The following is a 17,489-nucleotide window of genomic DNA, read 5'->3' as shown; positions in this document are numbered from 1 at the left end:
ACGAAAACTGTCGTATCAGTCTTTCAGCAAGTCGGGCCGCAGACGTCGGGTGCGTTCCATGGCCTGCTCCATCTCCCATGCCTTTATCTTTGCCTCGTGTCCGCTCAGCAGAACCTCCGGCACTTTCCAACCCTTGTAGTCGGCGGGACGTGTGTATATCGGTGCCGAAAGCATGTCGTCCTGAAAACAGTCGGACAGAGCGCTCTGTTCGTCGCCGATCACTCCAGGCACTATCCTCACTATTGCATCGGCCATCACGGCGGCGGCCAGTTCGCCGCCCGTCAGCACATAGTCGCCGATGCTTATTTCGCGCGTTATCAGATTGTCGCGCACACGCTGGTCTATCCCCTTATAGTGACCGCAGAGTATGATGATGTTGCCTTTCATCGACAGTTCGTTGGCCACGTGCTGGTCAAACCGTTCACCGTCGGGCGATGTGTATATCACTTCGTCGTAGTCGCGTTCGGCCTTGAGTGCCGATATGGCCCGGTCTATCGGTTCGCACTGCATCACCATACCGGCGAATCCGCCGTAAGGATAGTCGTCCACTCGTCGCCATTTGTCGTTGGTATAGTCGCGCAGGTTGTGCAGGTGTATTTCCGCGAGGCCCTTTTTCTGTGCCCGTGCCAGTATCGACTCGTTTACGAATCCTTCGAGCATCTCGGGCAATACGGTAATGATGTCTATTCTCATAGCTGCAAAATTACTGAAACTTTGTTAAAGAACATTGCTCGTGTGGTTTAATAAATCTAAAAATATCACTGATATATCGTGTGCCTGTCTTTCGTCCGATGTCGTAGACACGTTCCATCTCCTTCGCATCATGCGAAATGTGGCCGATGGGCAGATGGGTGTCGGGGCGTATCACGAGGCACCGGCCCGCCAGCTCTGCCCGCCGCACATAGTCGAGCTGTGCGTTGTACATCGTGTGACGTCGTGCCATGGCCTCGGCCATCTTCGGATATCTCCGCATCCACATGCGCACGAGCGGCATCATTCTCATCGGGCGTTTGATGTAACCGTCGGGTTGGGTCAGTATCACCACATTCCTTTCATACCCGATGCTTTCGAAATATTCGAGCGGTATAGAGTCGGCCACGCCGCCGTCGAGCAGTTTGCGTCCGTTGATGTCCACCACCCGCGATACTATCGGCATCGATGCCGATGCGCGTACCCATTCGAAGAATCCGTGGCCGCCGTGGTCGCATCTTTTGTATACGGCCCGTCCCGTCAGTGCATCGGTGCATACGAGATAATACTCCATCGGGTTGTGCCCGAAGGTCTCGTTGTCGAAGATGTCGTATTGCGTCGGCACCACATGATAGGCGAATTCTGCGTTGAATATGTCGCCCGTCTTCAATAGCGAGCCAATGCCGCTGTAGCGCTTGTCGCGTGCAAAGCGCATATTGTATCTTATGGCTCGTCCGGGCTGCCGCGATTTGTAGTTGCAGCCGAAAGCGGCTCCTGCCGACACTCCTATCAGCCCGTCGGGGGTGATGTCGTGTTCCATCATCACGTCGAGTATGCCGGCGGTGAACAGTCCGCGCATGGCTCCGCCTTCGAGCACCAGTCCTATTTTCATAATCGGATTTCAGTAATTGGTTTCGTGTTTTGCTTTTTCAGCATATGGCTTATTCTGTTATGGCAGTCGCCTCCGGATTATTCCATCGTTTCTATCAGTCTCTCGTCGGCCGCCGTCCATGCCAGCTGTCCCAGCTCGTCGCGCGTCAGCCATTTGTAGCCCAGATGTTCCAGCAGCTTGAAATCGTCTGTGTCGCCGCCGCGACACAGATATGCCGCAACGGTGATGCTGAAATCAGGGTATTCGTGGTCTATTGTGCCTATTCTCCGGCCTACGTATACATCCCAGTCCATTTCCTCGCGTATCTCTCTGAGCAGTGCCTCGTGGTCGCTTTCTCCATCTTCCACTTTTCCGCCGGGAAACTCCCACCGTTCCGATATATATTCATATTTGCTTCTGCAACGTTGCATGCACAGGTATCGGTCGTTGCGCATTATGACTGCCGCCACCACGCGCGAGTGTTTCTTTTTCGTTGTTTCTTTTTCCATACGATATTTCGGTTATATGCGTTGTTCGGTATTGTTCATTCTCAACATGCGTTCGGGGATGTTTCCGATGATGGCGCTTGTGATGACGTCAAGCAGAGACTTGCGCAGAAAGTTCTTTGCCGTGAGCATCACCACTTCGCGTACCGGTATGGGCAGGCCGAACGGCCGTGCCAGCTCTTTCTGCTGCCCGGTGAGCTGTTCCAGTGCCAGTTCGGGTATGAATGTTATGCCCTGTCCGCTTTCAACCATGCGCATGAATGTCTCGATACTGCCCAACAGGTAGTTGGTCTTGCTCATTCCGGCAGATTTCAGATTGCAGAATTTTACCAGTTGGTCCCTGAAGCAATGCCCTTCGTCGAGCAGCCACAGTTGTTCGTGCCTCAAATCCGATGCTACTATGCGTGAGCGGTCGAACAGCAGGCTTCCGCGTGATACGTAGGCGATGAACTGCTCGTAGAACAGGACTCTGTGTCTCAGGTTGTGCAGACCGTCGATGTTCACGGCTATGCCGGCGTCAATATCGCCGTGAACGAGTGCTTCCGTGATTTGGGCCGTCTTCATCTCAGTCACTTGCAGGTTTATTCCCGGATGGCTGTAGTACAGTCTGGGCATGAAGCGTGGCAACAGATAAGGCGCTATTGTGGGCAGTATGCCAAGCCGGAACGTGCCTGTCAGCGAGTGCTGTTCTTCGGCTATTATCTCTTTTATCCGTCTTTCGCATTTCAGCATGGCCTGAGCCTGTTCTGCCACGAGCCGGCCGGCTCGTGTCGGTTCCACCCGCTGCGACGAACGTTCGAACAGGCTTACGCCAAGCTCGTCTTCAAGTTTGCGTATCATGGCGCTGAGTGTGGGCTGTGTCACTCCGCATTCTTTTGCAGCCTTGGCGAAGTGTTGCATACGGCATACGGCCGTGACGTATTGCATCTGTTGTAATGTCATGTTGCGGTCAAGAAAAACATTTATGGTGCAAAGATAATGCAAATCGAGAGCAGAATCTCCAAACTTGTTTGGAAGTTATGCCGAGATGCAGCTTATCTTCTGCAAAGATACGAAAAAATAGCCGGCAAGCATAGGTATGATAGATATTTTCTATGATGCGAAATGCCAATTCTATCGGTTTTTTATTGGTGCTGTTGCGCTTTCACTGTATATTTGCAGCCAATTAAGGATATTTGACGATAATATCGTGAATTATAATAACAAACAAAAAATAAATGGATTTATGAAAACATTGAAAGGAACGAAGACAGAAAAGAATCTTCTCGAGGCTTTTGCCGGAGAGTCGCAGGCACGCAACAAGTATTCGTATTTTGCATCCAAGGCAAAGAAAGACGGCTATATGCAGATAGCCGCCCTGTTTGAAGAAACGGCCGACAACGAGAAAGAACATGCCAAGATGTGGTTCAAATATCTTGAGGGCGGAGCTATTCAAGACACAATGACCAATCTGAAGGCGGCTGCAGAAGGCGAGAACTATGAGTGGACCGACATGTACGACCGCATGGCCCGCGAGGCAGAGGAAGAGGGGTTTCCCGAGATTGCCGCCAGAATGCGTGGTGTGGCCGCCATCGAGAAGGCCCACGAAGAGCGCTATCGCCGATTGCTGCGCAACATAGAGGAGGGGATTGTGTTCTCGCGCGAGGGCGATATGGTATGGCAGTGCCGCAACTGCGGGCATATTGTAGTAGGAACGAAAGCTCCGGAGGTATGTCCCGTATGTGACCACGCACAGAGTTACTTTGAGATAAAGTCCGAGAACTATTGAAAGACTGGCGCCTAATAAGGGGCATATGCAGATAAAGTGAATCCGATCCGGTTGCTTACAGTTTGAAAGCACTTGCCTGAAAATGCAAATCTGCATATCACGGACAAATTCTCCAAAAGGCGTAGATGGTTCTCCAAAACGGAGATTTCGGTATGAAAAATGCGATTTGAATTCTCCGTTTTGCCATTTCATGTGTTAAAAACGCGGTTTTGGTAATGACTTTTTTCGATATTATTTACAACGTGTGTAGCGTTTTATTGTCGGCGGTATCGTAGCCGGAACATTGACATACAGATATTTGAGAATAAAGAAAGGACAATTGTGTAAGATTGGTTGGTGTGTTTTCAAAACGGAGAATTCGGAGAATCTCCGAAAACAGAATATGCGCTGCATATGATTTTACAGGGTATATAATAATCTATTATTTAAATACATATATATGTATTTAAATAATAGATTATTATATAAAATATTTACTTACGGATTATAACATGATGCACACACCCTGTTTTCGGAGATTCTCCGAATTCTCCGTAATAAATCGCAACACCGATTGTAAATAAAAACAATCTCCATGCATCACTCGTCAAACCTGTCTATACAGCATACAACGACATTCCACTATCTGAAAATGTAAATATTCAGAAACATTTCGTCCGCAGAAAACTCGGAGAATTAACACTGAAAAATGCTATTTTAACATACCAAAATCGCGTTTTTAACACATGAAATGGCAAAACGGAGAATTCAAACCACGTTTTTCATACCGAAATCTCCGTTTTGGAGAATCAGTCCCGCCCGTTTTTCAGCGAGTTTTCTCTCCGATCATAGGTTGGGCATGTGGAGCAAAAGTGTGAAAAAACGTGCTTTCGGGTTCTTAAAGTGCTGATTTCGCATCCCCAAAGTGCCGCTTTCGCATTCCCAAAGTGCCACTTTCACACTGCAAAAGTGCCGCTTTTGCAATATCGGTTGCGATTGGCCGTTTTTTCAACGCAGTGAAAAGTCATGTAATGGTATGGAGATATATCACAATAAACAGATGTATGACAAACACAATCGGTATTCCTATGGTGAATTTCTTGTGCATTGTTTTATGGCGCCACACTTTCATGCCTGTCCATGCCCCGATGCTTCCTCCTATGACAGCCATTGTCAGCAGCGTAGCTTCGGATATCCGCCATTTTCTTTTTATGGATTTGTATTTGTCAATGCCATATGTAACGAAGGTGACAAGGTTGACAGCGATTATGTAAATGGCAATAAATAGATGATAGTCAGTCATATAATATCCTTTCGTGCATTGTTGTTGTCTTCTGATGTCGGATTCTAATCCCGCGTTTTTTCGCCATGGCTTGATGAAGACAAGTTCCGTTCAACTCATCTGGTTTGACGAAGACTTTTATGCTATGCCCATCAGTTCTATTTCGAATATCAGGGTAGAGCCGGCGGGTATGCCCGGCTGTGAATATTTTCCATAACCCATCTCGGCGGGGATATATACTTCCCATTTGTCTCCTATGCACATTTGCTGCATGGCAATGATCCATCCCTCTATGAGGTCGCAGAGCCTTATGGCAAGCGGAGCCCCTCCACGGCTGCTGTCAAACTGCCTTCCGTCTATGGTGCGGCCGGTATAATGGGCCGTCACAATGCTTCGCGGCGAAGGATGTATGCCATCGCCGTTTCCTTCCGCCAATACTTTGTAATATATACCTTTTGAAAGAGCTTTCACCCCGTCTTCCCGGACTTTGGTCTGCAGCCAATCCTTGTTTGCCTGAGCGTATTGTCTTTTGTTCATCTGACAAATTTTTTTATTGTGTCCAGCAAATCCTTTTCAGGCACTACGCCGCTCGTTCTCCAAAGCATCTCGCCATGCCTGAACAGCATCAGCGTAGGCACAGACCGCACCTGATGCTGCACTGCTGTTGCACTGTGTTTGTCTACATCGACTTTGATGATGCGGATCCTGTCACCAAGCACATCTTTCACCTGTTCCAGTATCGGGTGCATCATCTTGCACGGCTGACACCATGTGGCGAAGAAATCTACCAATACGAGTCTGTCGGATGATATAACGTCTTTGAATGTCTCCATTGTTGTCTATATGTGTAGTTTTACATCTTTCCCGAACGGTGCAAGCGAAAGTCCCGCCATCTTGAAATGCTGTTTTGCAAAGGGGATGCCGATAATCGTAACAAACAGCAACACACCGAAAACTATGTGTATAAGCCATGCCCACAAGCCTCCGAAGACAATCCAAAGGATATTCAGCGGTATACGTATGCATCCAGAGGGGCTGTCCGTTTCCTTCACTTCAGCCCCGAAAGGCCATAGGCAGAGCAAGCCGATCTTGAACGTCTGCAAGGCTACGGGTATGCCTATGATGGTGATTGCCATTGCCAGACTGCCTGTAAAATATCCTATGGCTGCTTCGAGGCCTCCGAAGAGCCACCACAATAGATTTCCTATTATACGCATATGTTTTTATTTATTCGTGTCTGTATACTTCACCGGTCCGATGTGCGGCATGTACGGTGTGTTTGTAGTAAAACGGGTTACAAAGATAATCTGTTTTTCCGATAAACCATAATATTTGAATGGAAAAGTCCGGTAAGATGTCCATTCAGTATTTGGTATGAACCGGATGTGCGGGAGACTTATGTCTGTTTATTGTATATACCACTGTTTTTATGTCAGTTTCGTCAATCAGGAATGTGTGTAAAGGATGTCGTGATAATTTCGTTTGTTTTTGAATATGTTTTTGAAAAATAATTCATATTTGTTTTGTTTTTGAGAAATATTTGTTATTTTTGCAGATGATTCTCTGAATATTCTGTTTCGTGGGATATAGGCGGACGTGTCCGTTGATTTCTGCACATAGAGACAGTATATCTTACTCACGCCGTACAAGAGGAGACTGATGGCGGACGGGAAAATGTCCGTGACGGTAAATACGCTGACAGCGGCAAAGGGGTTGGGGAAAGAGAGTCACTATTATAAAAAGGCGTTTGCTTGACGCTTTGTTCTTGACGATTAGAAATCTGGCAGTTTCAACATTCAGTCATGGAACATAGCAGCGGTAGATGCTCATGGGATGTTTTTATAGGCATCTTTCTGTCTATATTGTATATACCATTGTTGTATGTATTCAGCAGATGGTGTATGCGGTATGTGATAGAGGGATAATTATATAAATTCATCGGCGTGGGTTCTGGCGTTGCTCGTTCTGACTGAATGGGCCAATGCCAGAGCCTCTAATCGTGGAACGGGTAACAGGTACGATCTCCACGCTTTTTTGTATAGTTCCATTTGTATATTAATGAAATAGCTGATGCATGGAGGTCGCGGCAGGCATTGTTTGAAACGATGGTGAAGGAAAGGACTTTTAAATATGATAAGTTCAAGAGATGTACTTGTACTCTCTATGTGACAGAGAATTGCAATCTTAATTGTGTATATTGCTATGAGCATTTGAAAGGTAAAGCTGTGATGTCTTTGGATATAGCTAAGAAAGGCATAGTTTCTACTTTTGAGCGTGCTGTGTCGGAAAATATAGAATATGTGGAGATTTTGTTTCATGGTGGAGAGCCTTTTATGGCGTACAAGCGTATCAGAGAAATATGTGAATGGCTTTGGGCAAGAGAATGGCCGGTTAATTATATTTGCTATGCTACAACAAACGGCACACTTATACATGGTGAAATAAAAGAATGGCTGTTAAAAAACAAGCATCGTTTTTGCCTTGGATTGAGTTTGGACGGAACACGTGATATGCACAACCGTAACCGGTCAAACTCTTATGAAAAAATAGATATAGCTTTTTTCAGAGACAATTGGCCCGTGCAGGGAGTGAAGATGACACCATCTCCTGGTACATTGGCATCATTGTCAGATGGGATAATCCATATACATGAATTGGGCTTCTGTCGTAATAATTGTACTTTTGCGACAGGTATCGATTGGGATAAGGACGAACATGGTAACAGTGTGGACTATAAGAAAATATTACAGGAACAGTTGATGATTCTTGCAATGTACTATTTGAAACATCCAGACATAATTCCGGTGGATTTGTTGAATATAAAATTCATAGCTGTTGCAGCAGGTAAGGGTGGAATGACAGATAAATTGTGCGGAGCAGGTAGTATAATGCGTTGCTGGACTCCTGACGGACAATGCCTTCCTTGTCACTTGTTTTATGAGGTAAGTAAGGAAAAAGGCGAAAAACTGGGAGAGTTTGATTTCTCCTCTCCAGACAGATTGTCTGATGAACGCTGCCGCGGTTGTATTCTTGAAACAGTCTGTCCCACTTGTTATGGTGGTAATTATATAACTTACGGTGACGTGTCGAGACGTGATCCTTACACATGCGTCATAACCAAGATACGTGTGTTGGCCGGTTCATGGATGATTGGCCATATGCTTGAAAAGCCTTGTGATTATGCGGCTTTGCGGGATTTTGACAATGATGAACTTGCTATGATAGCCAAAGGGGTAATCATGACCCAGACTTTCTTGGAAGAGAGTGGATTTATAAGAGAATTATCTAATGGTTAATTGTCCTTACCATCAAACAGGGCAAATCACAAAATTACAGTTAAGTCATGAATTTTAAGTTGACGAACATTGATGCCATCAATCAAATGTATGGAAAGAAGATGGCAAAGATGAATGAGACAACATGGCACGTAAGTGCCAATTGTTGTGGATGCAGTGGCGATTGCGGTTCAAACTGGATGCGCAGTTAAGACGGTTCTATTGTTGAAATAAGGGAAACTATAATTTGTTTTTCTTGTGATTCTCGATGTTATTCATCGTAAAACCTTAAATCAACCCTTTGTGAGAATTAATTTCGCATGTGATAAATTCTTCGAAGGGTTGATAGTATCGGATTTTTCACTAAATTCAAAATTATAAAAACTTATGGGATTCTTTTCTGATTTGTTTTCATGCGACACCTGTCGCAATTGTGGCTCAACACGTCTCAAACTGGTGGTCCAGTACGGCCCATGCGAATTGAAAGCATGCTATAATTGTAGCAAAGTTCACATATATGATAAGGTTCCAATTTGTGCAGTTTGTAATAGAGTAATGAGAGAGGCACAACATACAATCATTATGGGACTATTGTGCCTAAATGTACTTATTGCGGACATATTTATGACGCTGATGAGAAAGGTTGGGTAAAATGTAAACTAAAGATTATGATTCAATATTTAATATCGTTGCTTCCTGTTGCAGCTCCTGTCGCTATTTTGATTATACTTGTTGTGGTGTTGTCTGTTTTGTATGTATTGACCCGTATATTCTTTAGCGCAGAAGTTGCTTCGGGTATTGTATCTGGATTTTTTGTAGGCATATTTCTTGGCATAGTAATAGGAATAGTCTTTATGTGGATATCTGCCGGATCTATATTCGGGATGCTTATGTCATCTGTTTCCTGGATGCCTTTTGTTTGGGGATGGGTGGTGACGGTAATTGTTTCAGCTGTCGTTGGCGGAGTTAAAAGAATCTGATAGAATAAGTAGTACTCTATTTGATTCTAATCGTAAAACAATTTTTACGGCAGCATTTATTTTGATATAGTGATGTTATCTGAGCTTGTTGCGGTTATAGTGTGGCGTGACACGGTGCACGAAAAACAGCAGCGAAAGCGTACAGAGTGCCGCCCCGGTGAGATATACCATATAAAAGGTGAAGTGCTGGGCTATTATGCCGCTGCTCACTATTCCGATACCTATGCCGACGTCCCATGCCGTGAGATAGGTGCTTGTGGCAGTGGCGCGCTGGTTGTTGGGTGCGAGATTGATGTACAGTGAGTTCATGGCGGGGAACATTACGCCGAACCCAGTGCCGAGAAGTAGCGGAACGGTGAAGAACATCGTTGTGGCGGCGGCCGGACTTACGGATACCGCCTGACGGCAAAGGCTGAGCAACAGGAATGCGGCGATGACAGGATAGTAGCCGAAGCGGATGCATTGGGTGATGTAGCCGCGGTCGACTTTCTTGCCGGCCACGAGTCTTGATGCGCCCATGCCTGCGGCCATCAGCGTGAAGAAGAATCCTGTGGGCACGTCAAGATTTATCTCTCGGGCATACATAGCCACGAAATTGGTGGTGGCACCGTAGGGTATCGACAGCATGAGCAGTGATATGCTTACCGGTATCCCTTTCAGCAGTATGAAGCGGTCGAGGGATATTCCGTGGCTTCTGACGGTGCGGTTGGCTGGTGTAACATTGTCGTCTTGGCGTTTGCCGCCCGCTGTATTGCGGACGGGATGTTGCGGCTTTCTCAGCGATTCAGGAGTGCGTGCTTTGACGGATATGGCGCAGAGCAGTCCTATGGCGCTGGCCGTCATTCCGGCAAGGAAGATACTGTTATAGCTGATCTGTCCGTGGAGCAAAAGTCCGGCCATCGGTCCGAGAGCCATGGCAATGTTGTTGGTCAGTCCGTAATAGCCCAGTCCCTCGCCGCGTCTGCTGCTCGGCATGATGTCAACACAAAGTGTGTTGCCTCCAACGGTGACGCCGCCGAATGCCACCCCATGAATGGCGCGCAGGAGGATAAAGGCGGTAAGGGTGGTGTCGGACATGTATCCGAGAAACATTGCCATGCAGGCCACATAGCATGATATGTATATGGGCTTGCGCGGAAATCTGTCCATGAGAAATCCGGAGAAAGGGCGCACACAGAGGCAGCTCACAGTGTAGCAGCTCAGTATGATGCCGATGGCGGCAGTATGGCAGGCGTATGTCTCTCTAAGATAGAACGGCAGCACCGGCACGAGCAGCCAGAAGCCGAAGAAGAAGAGGAAGTTGGCTGCCAGGATACAGATATAACCGGGTGTGAAAAGTCTGTCTTTTGTCATTGATTGTCGTGTTTACAATGCAAAAATGCGGAGCCACAAAGTTTCGGGTAAGAGGTTCTTTGTGGCTCCGCGTGTGTAGTGTGTATGTATGCTTGAAGGTGCTTCTCAGTTTGCGGCTTCAAACTCCTTGAGGAATCGGGTGTCGTTTTCCGAGAACATGCGCAGGTCGCTCACCTGATACTTCAGGTTGGTGATGCGCTCTACACCCATGCCGAACGCATAGCCGCTGTATACCTTGCTGTCTATTCCGCATTGCTCGAGCACGTTGGGGTCGACCATGCCGCATCCCAATATCTCCACCCATCCGGTGTGCTTGCAGAATCCGCATCCCTTGCCGCCGCATATATGGCATGATATGTCCATCTCGGCACTCGGCTCAGTGAAGGGGAAGTAGCTCGGGCGCAGTCGTATCTTGGTGTCGGTACCGAACATTTCGCGTGCAAACGACAGGAGTACTTGCTTGAGGTCGGTGAACGATACGTTCTTGTCGACATAGAGGCCTTCCACCTGATGGAAGAAGCAGTGGGCGCGTGCCGTGATGGCTTCGTTACGATATACGCGGCCTGGGGCTATGATGCGTATTGGAGGCTGCGAGTTTTCCATGAAACGTGCCTGTACGGAACTTGTGTGGCTGCGCAGCACCATGTTCTTGGTCACGTCGCCAGTCTGGCTCTGCTCCACAAAGAATGTGTCCTGCATGTCGCGTGCCGGATGGTCGGCCGCAAAGTTCATCTTCGTGAACACGTGCAGGTCGTCCTCCACTTCCGGTCCGTCGGCCAGTACGAAGCCCATGCGCGAGAATATGTCTATAATTTCGTTGGTGACGATGGTCAGCGGGTGGCGTGTGCCGAGGCGTATAGGGTAGGGCGAGCGCGTAAGGTCCATGGCCGGACCGTCACCCTCGGTTGTTTCGAACTGCTCTTTAAGGGCGTTGATCCGCTCTATGGCTGTCTGCTTCAGTTCGTTTATTCTCATTCCCACTTCCTTTTTCTGTTCTGCCGGTACATTGCGGAAGTCGGCCATGAGTGTTGTTATTTCACCTTTTTTGCTAAGATATTTCAGTCGCAGAGCCTCTATTTCTTCAGCGTTGTGTGCGTTAAGGTTCTGCACTTCATCGAGAAGTTTTTCTATTTTGTCGAGTATCATTGTTGCTATGAATTATAAATTTGCTGCAAAGGTAATATTTTTGTACCGAATATTGGTCATAAATCAAAATAAAGTTGTACTTTTGCGCAAATTTGAGAGGCGGAATCAATTCCGGTTTATAAATGAGAAAGTTTTTGATTGCGATTTCTGCATCGTTTTTGCTTATGCTTTCATGTAAAGGCGGCAAGATGGCGGGTGACGATGGCGAAGCACCGTCGGACTCGGTGGAGATAGTCGATACAGCGTCGGTCGACACCATGGAACAGCTCATTTCCGACACTCCTATGCCGAAAGCGGCCGATGAGCTCTTTGACGACTTCTTCTTCAATTATGCAGCCAACCGCAAATTGCAGTTGGAGCGGACTGTTTTCCCACTTCCTTTAGTTATCGGTGAACGTACGGACACAATAACCAAGCATGCATGGAAGACGGAGCATTTCTTCATGCATCAGGGCTACTATACGCTGATGTTTCCCAACCGCAGTCAGATGGAGCTTGTGAAGGATACCGCCGTCAGCAATGTGACGGTAGAGAAGATAGACTTTGCCATCAAGACAGTAAGGCAATATATATTCAACCGTACCGGCGGCCTGTGGATGCTCAGGAAAATCAATATCATTCCTCTTTATAAAAACGATAATGCCTCTTTCCTGAAATTCTATCATCAGTTTGCCAATGACTCTGTATTTCAGACGGAAAGTCTTTATGATCCGGTACAGTTTGTCGGTCCTGATCCGGACGATGACTTCAGTCAGATGGAAGGCGTAATCAGTCCTGACACATGGCCGGCCTTTGCACCCGAATTGCCGCAAACGATGATATACAACATTAATTACGGACAGACATGCAGGAAAAGCAACCAGGTGATATTCATGATAAGAGGGATATCAAACGGCCTTGAGATGGAACTTACGTTCAAGCGCGAGGGGTCCAAATGGCAGCTTGTGAAAATGACAACTTAAGGGGATGATTATGAAAGATGTCAGAGACTATGATCTCACTGCGAACAACACATTCGGCATAAAGGCCCGTTGCCGACGTTTCATTGAGTTTGACACAGTGGATGGGCTGAGGGACGTGTCGGCCATGCTTACCGATGCTGACAGGCCGCTGCTCGTTTTGGGAGGCGGGAGTAATCTGCTTCTTACCAAAGACTATGCTGGTACTGTGCTCCATTCGGCTATACATGGAATATCTGTCAACGAAACGACCGATGGCGGTTGGGTGGAGGTGCGTGCCGGCAGTGGTGAGACGTGGGACGAATTTGTTGAATTATGCGTGTCAAACGGTTGGTATGGCGCTGAGAATCTTTCGCTCATACCTGGCGATGTGGGGGCGAGTGCCGTGCAGAACATCGGTGCCTATGGCGTTGAGGCAAAGGATATAATACATAAGGTTGAGGCGGTGGATGTCAGTTCCGGCAGTGTGGTGACGTTTGCAGCAGAAGAGTGTGGCTATGGATACAGGCAGAGCCGTTTCAAGAACGAGTGGAAAGGACGCTATGTGATAACCTATGTCACTTATCGTCTGAGCAAGACGTTTGTTCCTCGTTTGGATTACGGCAATATACGTGCCGAACTCGAACGCCGGGATATTGTCGTACCGACAGCCGAACAGGTGCGCCGTGTGATTATAGATATGAGACAGGCCAAGTTGCCCGATTATACTAAAGAGGGAAATGCCGGCAGTTTTTTCATGAACCCGGTAGTGACGCGTGAAAAGTATGAAGAGATAGTAGCGGAGTATGGTGCGGGATATGTGCCACATTATGCTACAGACAACGGACACGAGAAGATTCCGGCCGGATGGCTGATAGAGAAATGCGGATGGAAAGGGCGTTCGCTCGGTCGTGCGGGTGTGCATTCACGCCAGGCGCTTGTGCTCGTCAACCGCGGCGGTGCTACGGGAAATGACATACTGGCATTGTGTGAAGCCGTGAGAAGCGATGTGAAGGCAAGGTTCGGAATAGAAATGAATCCGGAGGTCAATATCGTATGAAAGTGACATTGCTCGGTACGGGTACAAGCAGTGGGGTGCCTACGATAGGCTGCTGTTGTGATGTATGCACGAGTGGTGACCCTCACAATCGTCGTATGCGCTGTTCGGCACTTGTTGAAACAGATACTACGCGTATACTCATTGACTGCGGACCAGATTTTCGTCAGCAGATGCTCATGCAGTCATTTCGTCGTATTGACGGCATACTTGTCACTCATGCGCATTATGACCATGTGGGTGGAATAGACGATGTGCGTCCTTTCTGTACATTCGGAGATATTGATGTATATGCGGATGTCTGTGCAGCAAAGGCTCTCCGGCAGGCTATGCCTTATTGTTTTGCAGAAAACAAATATCCTAATATTCCGGATATAAGTCTTCATGTGATATCGCCTCATGTACCGTTGACAGTAGGTGACATAACTGTGATGCCGGTCGAAGTGATGCATGGCAGCATGCCTATTCTCGGATACCGTTTCGGCAGGTTCGCCTATATTACCGACATGAAAAGCATCGGTGACGAGGAACTCCCGTATCTTGACGGTGTGGATGTGCTTGTGGTCAATGCCCTGCGTTTTGTCAAAGAACATCATTCCCATCAACTTGTGGATGATGCCGTTGACTTTGCACGTCGTATAGGTTCACAGCGTACATTACTGATACATTCCAGTCATCATATAGGACTTCATGAAGATGTGAACAGAATGTTGCCCGATGGTGTGGAGCTGGCTTACGACGGACAGACGTTGCTCGTGTGAGTGATATTCTGGTATTGGCTTACAATGGTGTCACAGTATTGTTTTCATCTCTTTTTTCTTCTGAAAATCCTGTTGTATTGCTTCATCAGTTTGCGTACAAGCATAAATGCGTCAAAAGCCATAATTCCTTTGCTCACTATACCTGCAACGAGTTCGCTCCTGTTGTTTTCTTTTTTCTCTGAAAACAAACTGTGCCATATGTTTTCTATAGATTCTGATTTGCTGCGAATTTCTGTCAGCAGTTCGTTCTTGCGTACTTCCAGTTCTTCGCGTGTATTGAATCTGTTGTTGTTATCTGTTGTCATGGCTGTCTTATATTTTTATATGTAATATAACGTTCATGTTCATGCGCGTTTTCTCGCCACGGCGAAGTTTGGACAAGTTTCGTTCTTTTCGTATGGGGCTTTACGAAAACGCTCAGTTCAATAATACTTTGGTTAAAAATCTTATTAACGGTCTTTCTATAAGTATTCTTCGGAATATCACTATAAGCACAATCAGCAGAAGGAAGAAAGCCGATACAATGGCATATGCTCCGGCAATTCCTGTGACAGGGGCCATCCAATATACGGCGGCAAAAGAAAGGTAGAACAATATGGCTATTGTCAGCACAAACAATATAATCGAGATGGTAAGTGCGGTGAGCATCCTTACCATCTTGTCAATTACATCGAACTTCAGATATTCTTTCTGAAGTCCGATATAATCTTTGAGCACTTCTATCAGTTGTGCTACAGACTCAACATTTTTGTCGCTTGATAACATAACTTATATCTTATGCTCTGCTTTTACTTATTTTGCCGACGGCTTACAAGGCCGGAGCAGCATCCTTTATGTCGTCCACCAAGTCGCCCACTTCTTTACGTGTCAGCTTGATATTGTGTTTTTTGAGAAAATCGTCAACAGCGTCTGTAATCTTCTCACGTGTGTCTTTACCCTTTTCGGGGGCAAGTAGCAATCCCACTGCGGCGCCGGCGATGGCTCCGCCCAAGAATGCGCCAATGTAACCTAAAGTTTTCATAATTCAGATAATTTATTAGTTAAACATTTTTTTATACGAAGCCTGCTGTAAACAGCCTGTCCGACGAGTGTTGCCTTATGTGGCTTGTATTGCAGTGCTTCGACGAATTCGTTAGGCAAATGTACGCAATATTTTCTGAAACAATACTCTTCGGACTATCATTTTTTGTTAAAACACTTGTATTTTCGACATTTAACAAACTTTATGCGACTACAGTCTTTACTTTTGGACTATATTTTGTAACTTCGCACAAATATTTTTTGAAACGTAAAGTCTAATTAAATAAGGTATTTAAAAATGAAGAAGTACATGGTATTATGCGCAGGATTGTTTGCATCTGTAGCTTTTACAGGATGTAAGTCGAGTGAGAGCGCTTACAAGAAAGCATATGAGAAAGCCAAAGCACAGGAGACGGCACAACAGCCTATAGACCAGACCCAGCCGGAAGAAGTCAATGTTGTCACTCCTATTGTGGAGAAACCTGCGACAGAAACTAAGGTCGTTGATAACACCGACAATGTACAGGTGCGTCAGGAGCGTGTATCGGTTATCAGTGGTAGCGGACTGAAGAGTTTCAGTGTCGTTGTCGGTTCGTTTTCAGTAATAGCCAATGCTGAGGGCCTGTATCAGCGTCTTAAGGATGCAGGATACGATGCGCAGATTGCAAAGAATGACGAAAGGAATATGTATCGTGTGATTGCCGCAACGTTTGACAGCAAGTCTGATGCAGCGGCAAGCCGCAATGAATTCCGTGCGAAGTATCCTGATGCATGGTTGCTTTTCAACGGACAATAAGCATAGAGTACGCTTAAATATAGTGGCACGTATACTTTCGATTGATTACGGAAAGAAACGTACAGGGCTGGCAGTCACCGATCCTCTTCAGATTATAGCCGGAGGATTGGCGACTGTTCCTACATCAGCCCTTTATGATTATTTATGCGACTATGTGTCGCATGAGCCGGTGGAACGGATTGTTATAGGCAGGCCGGTTCAGCCGAACGGTGAGCCAAGTGAGAATATGGCGCGTGTGCAGCAGTTTGTCAACAGATGGCGCAAGGCTATGTCGGGCATACCAATAGAGTATTATGACGAACGTTTCACTTCCGTGCTTGCCCATCGTGCTATGATTGACGGTGGCCTGAGGCGTAAGGCGCGTCGCGACAAGGCGCTTGTGGATGAAATCAGCGCTACTATAATCCTGCAAGACTATATGCGGGGACATCCGCGTGTGTGATACGCTTATAGGCATGACGATAAGACGCGTTTAATATGAAGTATAATATAATTATCAAACAGTGATATTACCAATATATATATACGGGCAACCGGTATTGAGAAAGGTTGCAGAGGATATACCCGAGGATTTTCCGGGATTGAACGATTTGATCAAGGATATGTTTGAAACGTTGACCGAGTCCGACGGTGTCGGACTGGCAGCTCCTCAGATAGGCAAGGCCATACGTCTGGCGGTTATCGATCTTGATGTGCTTTCGGATGATTTTCCTGAGTATAAGGATTTTCGAAAGGCATACATTAATCCGCATATTGTAGAATATGACGACAGCGAAACGGAGGCTATGGAGGAAGGCTGTCTCAGTCTGCCGGCAATACACGAGAAAGTGGTCCGTCCGACACGTATACGCGTAAGCTATCTTGACGAGGACATGCAGCCTCATGACGAGTGGGTGGACGGTTATCTCGCACGTGTGATGCAGCACGAGTTTGACCATCTTGACGGAAAAATGTTCATAGACCGCATATCATCTTTGCGTAAGCAACTTATAAAGAACAAACTCCGCTCGCTCCTTCAGGGCCGTTATCGCTGCGGATATAAGACCAAGGCTGCGGTGAAGCGGTGA

At 46.7% G+C, this 17,489-nt stretch carries 23 protein-coding genes; 10 read left to right on the top strand and 13 right to left on the bottom strand.

Annotated features, from left to right (window positions below):
* Window positions 1–15: 15 nt before the first annotated feature.
* From trmD to HPS55_RS01535, 4 genes are all read right to left on the bottom strand, one after another.
* Entirely contained in the window at window positions 16–693 is a 678-nt protein-coding gene (gene trmD, locus HPS55_RS01550) for a tRNA (guanosine(37)-N1)-methyltransferase TrmD (protein WP_172173986.1), read from the bottom strand.
* Between the two features lie 10 nt (window positions 694–703).
* Window positions 704–1,582 carry a patatin-like phospholipase family protein gene (locus HPS55_RS01545; RefSeq protein WP_172173984.1) on the bottom strand — a complete coding sequence of 293 codons (879 nt, stop codon included), beginning with the start codon at window positions 1,580–1,582 and terminating at the stop codon, window positions 704–706.
* Window positions 1,583–1,659: 77 nt separating this feature from the next.
* The gene (locus HPS55_RS01540; RefSeq protein ID WP_172173982.1) at window positions 1,660–2,070 is read right to left on the bottom strand and encodes a (deoxy)nucleoside triphosphate pyrophosphohydrolase; all 411 of its coding nucleotides are present in this window, start codon (window positions 2,068–2,070) and stop codon (window positions 1,660–1,662) included.
* A 12-nt stretch (window positions 2,071–2,082) separates the two neighbouring features.
* Window positions 2,083–3,009, bottom strand: coding sequence for a hydrogen peroxide-inducible genes activator (locus tag HPS55_RS01535; RefSeq protein ID WP_172173980.1), 927 nt, complete (start codon window positions 3,007–3,009; stop codon window positions 2,083–2,085).
* 283 nt (window positions 3,010–3,292) lie between these two features.
* On the opposite strand from HPS55_RS01535, the gene rbr reads away from it, so the two are divergent.
* The gene (rbr, locus tag HPS55_RS01530) at window positions 3,293–3,835 is read left to right on the top strand and encodes a rubrerythrin (RefSeq protein WP_172173978.1); all 543 of its coding nucleotides are present in this window, start codon (window positions 3,293–3,295) and stop codon (window positions 3,833–3,835) included.
* 1,003 nt (window positions 3,836–4,838) lie between these two features.
* On the opposite strand, the gene HPS55_RS01525 is transcribed toward rbr, so the two are convergent.
* The 4 genes from HPS55_RS01525 to HPS55_RS01510 all read right to left on the bottom strand — a co-directional run bounded on the left by HPS55_RS01525 (window position 4,839) and on the right by HPS55_RS01510 (window position 6,313).
* Window positions 4,839–5,117 (bottom strand): DUF1294 domain-containing protein, encoded by a 279-nt coding sequence (locus tag HPS55_RS01525; RefSeq protein ID WP_172173976.1) that lies wholly within the window; start codon window positions 5,115–5,117, stop codon window positions 4,839–4,841.
* Window positions 5,118–5,234: 117 nt separating this feature from the next.
* On the bottom strand, window positions 5,235–5,633 hold the full coding sequence (locus HPS55_RS01520; protein WP_172173975.1) for an FKBP-type peptidyl-prolyl cis-trans isomerase: 399 nt from the start codon (window positions 5,631–5,633) through the stop codon (window positions 5,235–5,237).
* Window positions 5,630–5,929, bottom strand: coding sequence for a thioredoxin (gene trxA / locus HPS55_RS01515; protein WP_172173973.1), 300 nt, complete (start codon window positions 5,927–5,929; stop codon window positions 5,630–5,632). The genes HPS55_RS01520 and trxA overlap by 4 nt, the downstream gene beginning before the upstream one ends.
* Before the next feature lie 6 nt (window positions 5,930–5,935).
* Complete coding sequence (locus tag HPS55_RS01510) at window positions 5,936–6,313, bottom strand: YccF domain-containing protein (RefSeq protein ID WP_172173971.1); 378 nt, start codon at window positions 6,311–6,313, stop codon at window positions 5,936–5,938.
* A gap of 888 nt (window positions 6,314–7,201) precedes the next feature.
* Here HPS55_RS01510 and HPS55_RS01505 point away from each other — a divergent pair.
* The 3 genes from HPS55_RS01505 (at window position 7,202) to HPS55_RS01495 (ending at window position 9,351) form a co-directional block, all read left to right on the top strand.
* Complete coding sequence (locus HPS55_RS01505; RefSeq protein WP_172173969.1) at window positions 7,202–8,392, top strand: radical SAM protein; 1,191 nt, start codon at window positions 7,202–7,204, stop codon at window positions 8,390–8,392.
* A 47-nt stretch (window positions 8,393–8,439) separates the two neighbouring features.
* Entirely contained in the window at window positions 8,440–8,583 is a 144-nt protein-coding gene (locus tag HPS55_RS01500) for a hypothetical protein (RefSeq protein WP_172173966.1), read from the top strand.
* 456 nt (window positions 8,584–9,039) lie between these two features.
* Entirely contained in the window at window positions 9,040–9,351 is a 312-nt protein-coding gene (locus HPS55_RS01495) for a hypothetical protein (protein WP_172173963.1), read from the top strand.
* A 75-nt stretch (window positions 9,352–9,426) separates the two neighbouring features.
* Here the strand turns inward: HPS55_RS01495 and HPS55_RS01490 are convergent, their stop codons facing one another.
* Together HPS55_RS01490 and pheS are read right to left on the bottom strand one after the other, a co-directional pair.
* On the bottom strand, window positions 9,427–10,704 hold the full coding sequence (locus HPS55_RS01490; protein WP_172173960.1) for an MFS transporter: 1,278 nt from the start codon (window positions 10,702–10,704) through the stop codon (window positions 9,427–9,429).
* A 105-nt stretch (window positions 10,705–10,809) separates the two neighbouring features.
* Window positions 10,810–11,850 carry a phenylalanine--tRNA ligase subunit alpha gene (pheS, locus tag HPS55_RS01485; RefSeq protein ID WP_172173957.1) on the bottom strand — a complete coding sequence of 347 codons (1,041 nt, stop codon included), beginning with the start codon at window positions 11,848–11,850 and terminating at the stop codon, window positions 10,810–10,812.
* Between the two features lie 122 nt (window positions 11,851–11,972).
* Here pheS and HPS55_RS01480 point away from each other — a divergent pair, with 122 nt between their 5' ends.
* From HPS55_RS01480 to HPS55_RS01470, 3 genes are read left to right on the top strand one after another with little or no spacing between them, the layout of a single operon-like run.
* Window positions 11,973–12,812, top strand: coding sequence for a DUF4348 domain-containing protein (locus HPS55_RS01480; protein ID WP_172173954.1), 840 nt, complete (start codon window positions 11,973–11,975; stop codon window positions 12,810–12,812).
* A 10-nt stretch (window positions 12,813–12,822) separates the two neighbouring features.
* The gene (gene murB, locus HPS55_RS01475; RefSeq protein ID WP_172173951.1) at window positions 12,823–13,848 is read left to right on the top strand and encodes a UDP-N-acetylmuramate dehydrogenase; all 1,026 of its coding nucleotides are present in this window, start codon (window positions 12,823–12,825) and stop codon (window positions 13,846–13,848) included.
* Entirely contained in the window at window positions 13,845–14,606 is a 762-nt protein-coding gene (locus HPS55_RS01470; RefSeq protein WP_172173948.1) for an MBL fold metallo-hydrolase, read from the top strand. The genes murB and HPS55_RS01470 overlap by 4 nt, the downstream gene beginning before the upstream one ends.
* A gap of 44 nt (window positions 14,607–14,650) precedes the next feature.
* Here the strand turns inward: HPS55_RS01470 and HPS55_RS01465 are convergent, their stop codons facing one another.
* The 3 genes from HPS55_RS01465 to HPS55_RS01455 form a co-directional block, all read right to left on the bottom strand.
* Window positions 14,651–14,911, bottom strand: a complete 261-nt coding sequence (locus tag HPS55_RS01465) for a hypothetical protein (RefSeq protein ID WP_172173946.1) — start codon at window positions 14,909–14,911, stop codon at window positions 14,651–14,653.
* Window positions 14,912–15,023: 112 nt separating this feature from the next.
* Window positions 15,024–15,371, bottom strand: a complete 348-nt coding sequence (locus tag HPS55_RS01460; protein WP_172173944.1) for a phage holin family protein — start codon at window positions 15,369–15,371, stop codon at window positions 15,024–15,026.
* 43 nt (window positions 15,372–15,414) lie between these two features.
* Complete coding sequence (locus tag HPS55_RS01455; protein ID WP_172173942.1) at window positions 15,415–15,627, bottom strand: YtxH domain-containing protein; 213 nt, start codon at window positions 15,625–15,627, stop codon at window positions 15,415–15,417.
* 297 nt (window positions 15,628–15,924) lie between these two features.
* Between HPS55_RS01455 and HPS55_RS01450 the strand changes: the two genes are divergently transcribed.
* The 3 genes from HPS55_RS01450 (at window position 15,925) to def (ending at window position 17,489) form a co-directional block, all read left to right on the top strand.
* Window positions 15,925–16,422, top strand: coding sequence for an SPOR domain-containing protein (locus tag HPS55_RS01450; protein ID WP_172173940.1), 498 nt, complete (start codon window positions 15,925–15,927; stop codon window positions 16,420–16,422).
* A 22-nt stretch (window positions 16,423–16,444) separates the two neighbouring features.
* Window positions 16,445–16,864 (top strand): Holliday junction resolvase RuvX, encoded by a 420-nt coding sequence (gene ruvX / locus HPS55_RS01445; RefSeq protein ID WP_172173938.1) that lies wholly within the window; start codon window positions 16,445–16,447, stop codon window positions 16,862–16,864.
* 61 nt (window positions 16,865–16,925) lie between these two features.
* The gene (gene def / locus HPS55_RS01440; RefSeq protein WP_172173936.1) at window positions 16,926–17,489 is read left to right on the top strand and encodes a peptide deformylase; all 564 of its coding nucleotides are present in this window, start codon (window positions 16,926–16,928) and stop codon (window positions 17,487–17,489) included.

This window comes from Xylanibacter rodentium (assembly GCF_013166575.1).
Lineage (GTDB): Bacteria > Bacteroidota > Bacteroidia > Bacteroidales > Bacteroidaceae > Prevotella > Prevotella rodentium.
The sequence above is the reverse complement of the archived record's forward strand: the minus strand, read 5'-3'. Positions and strand labels throughout refer to the sequence as shown.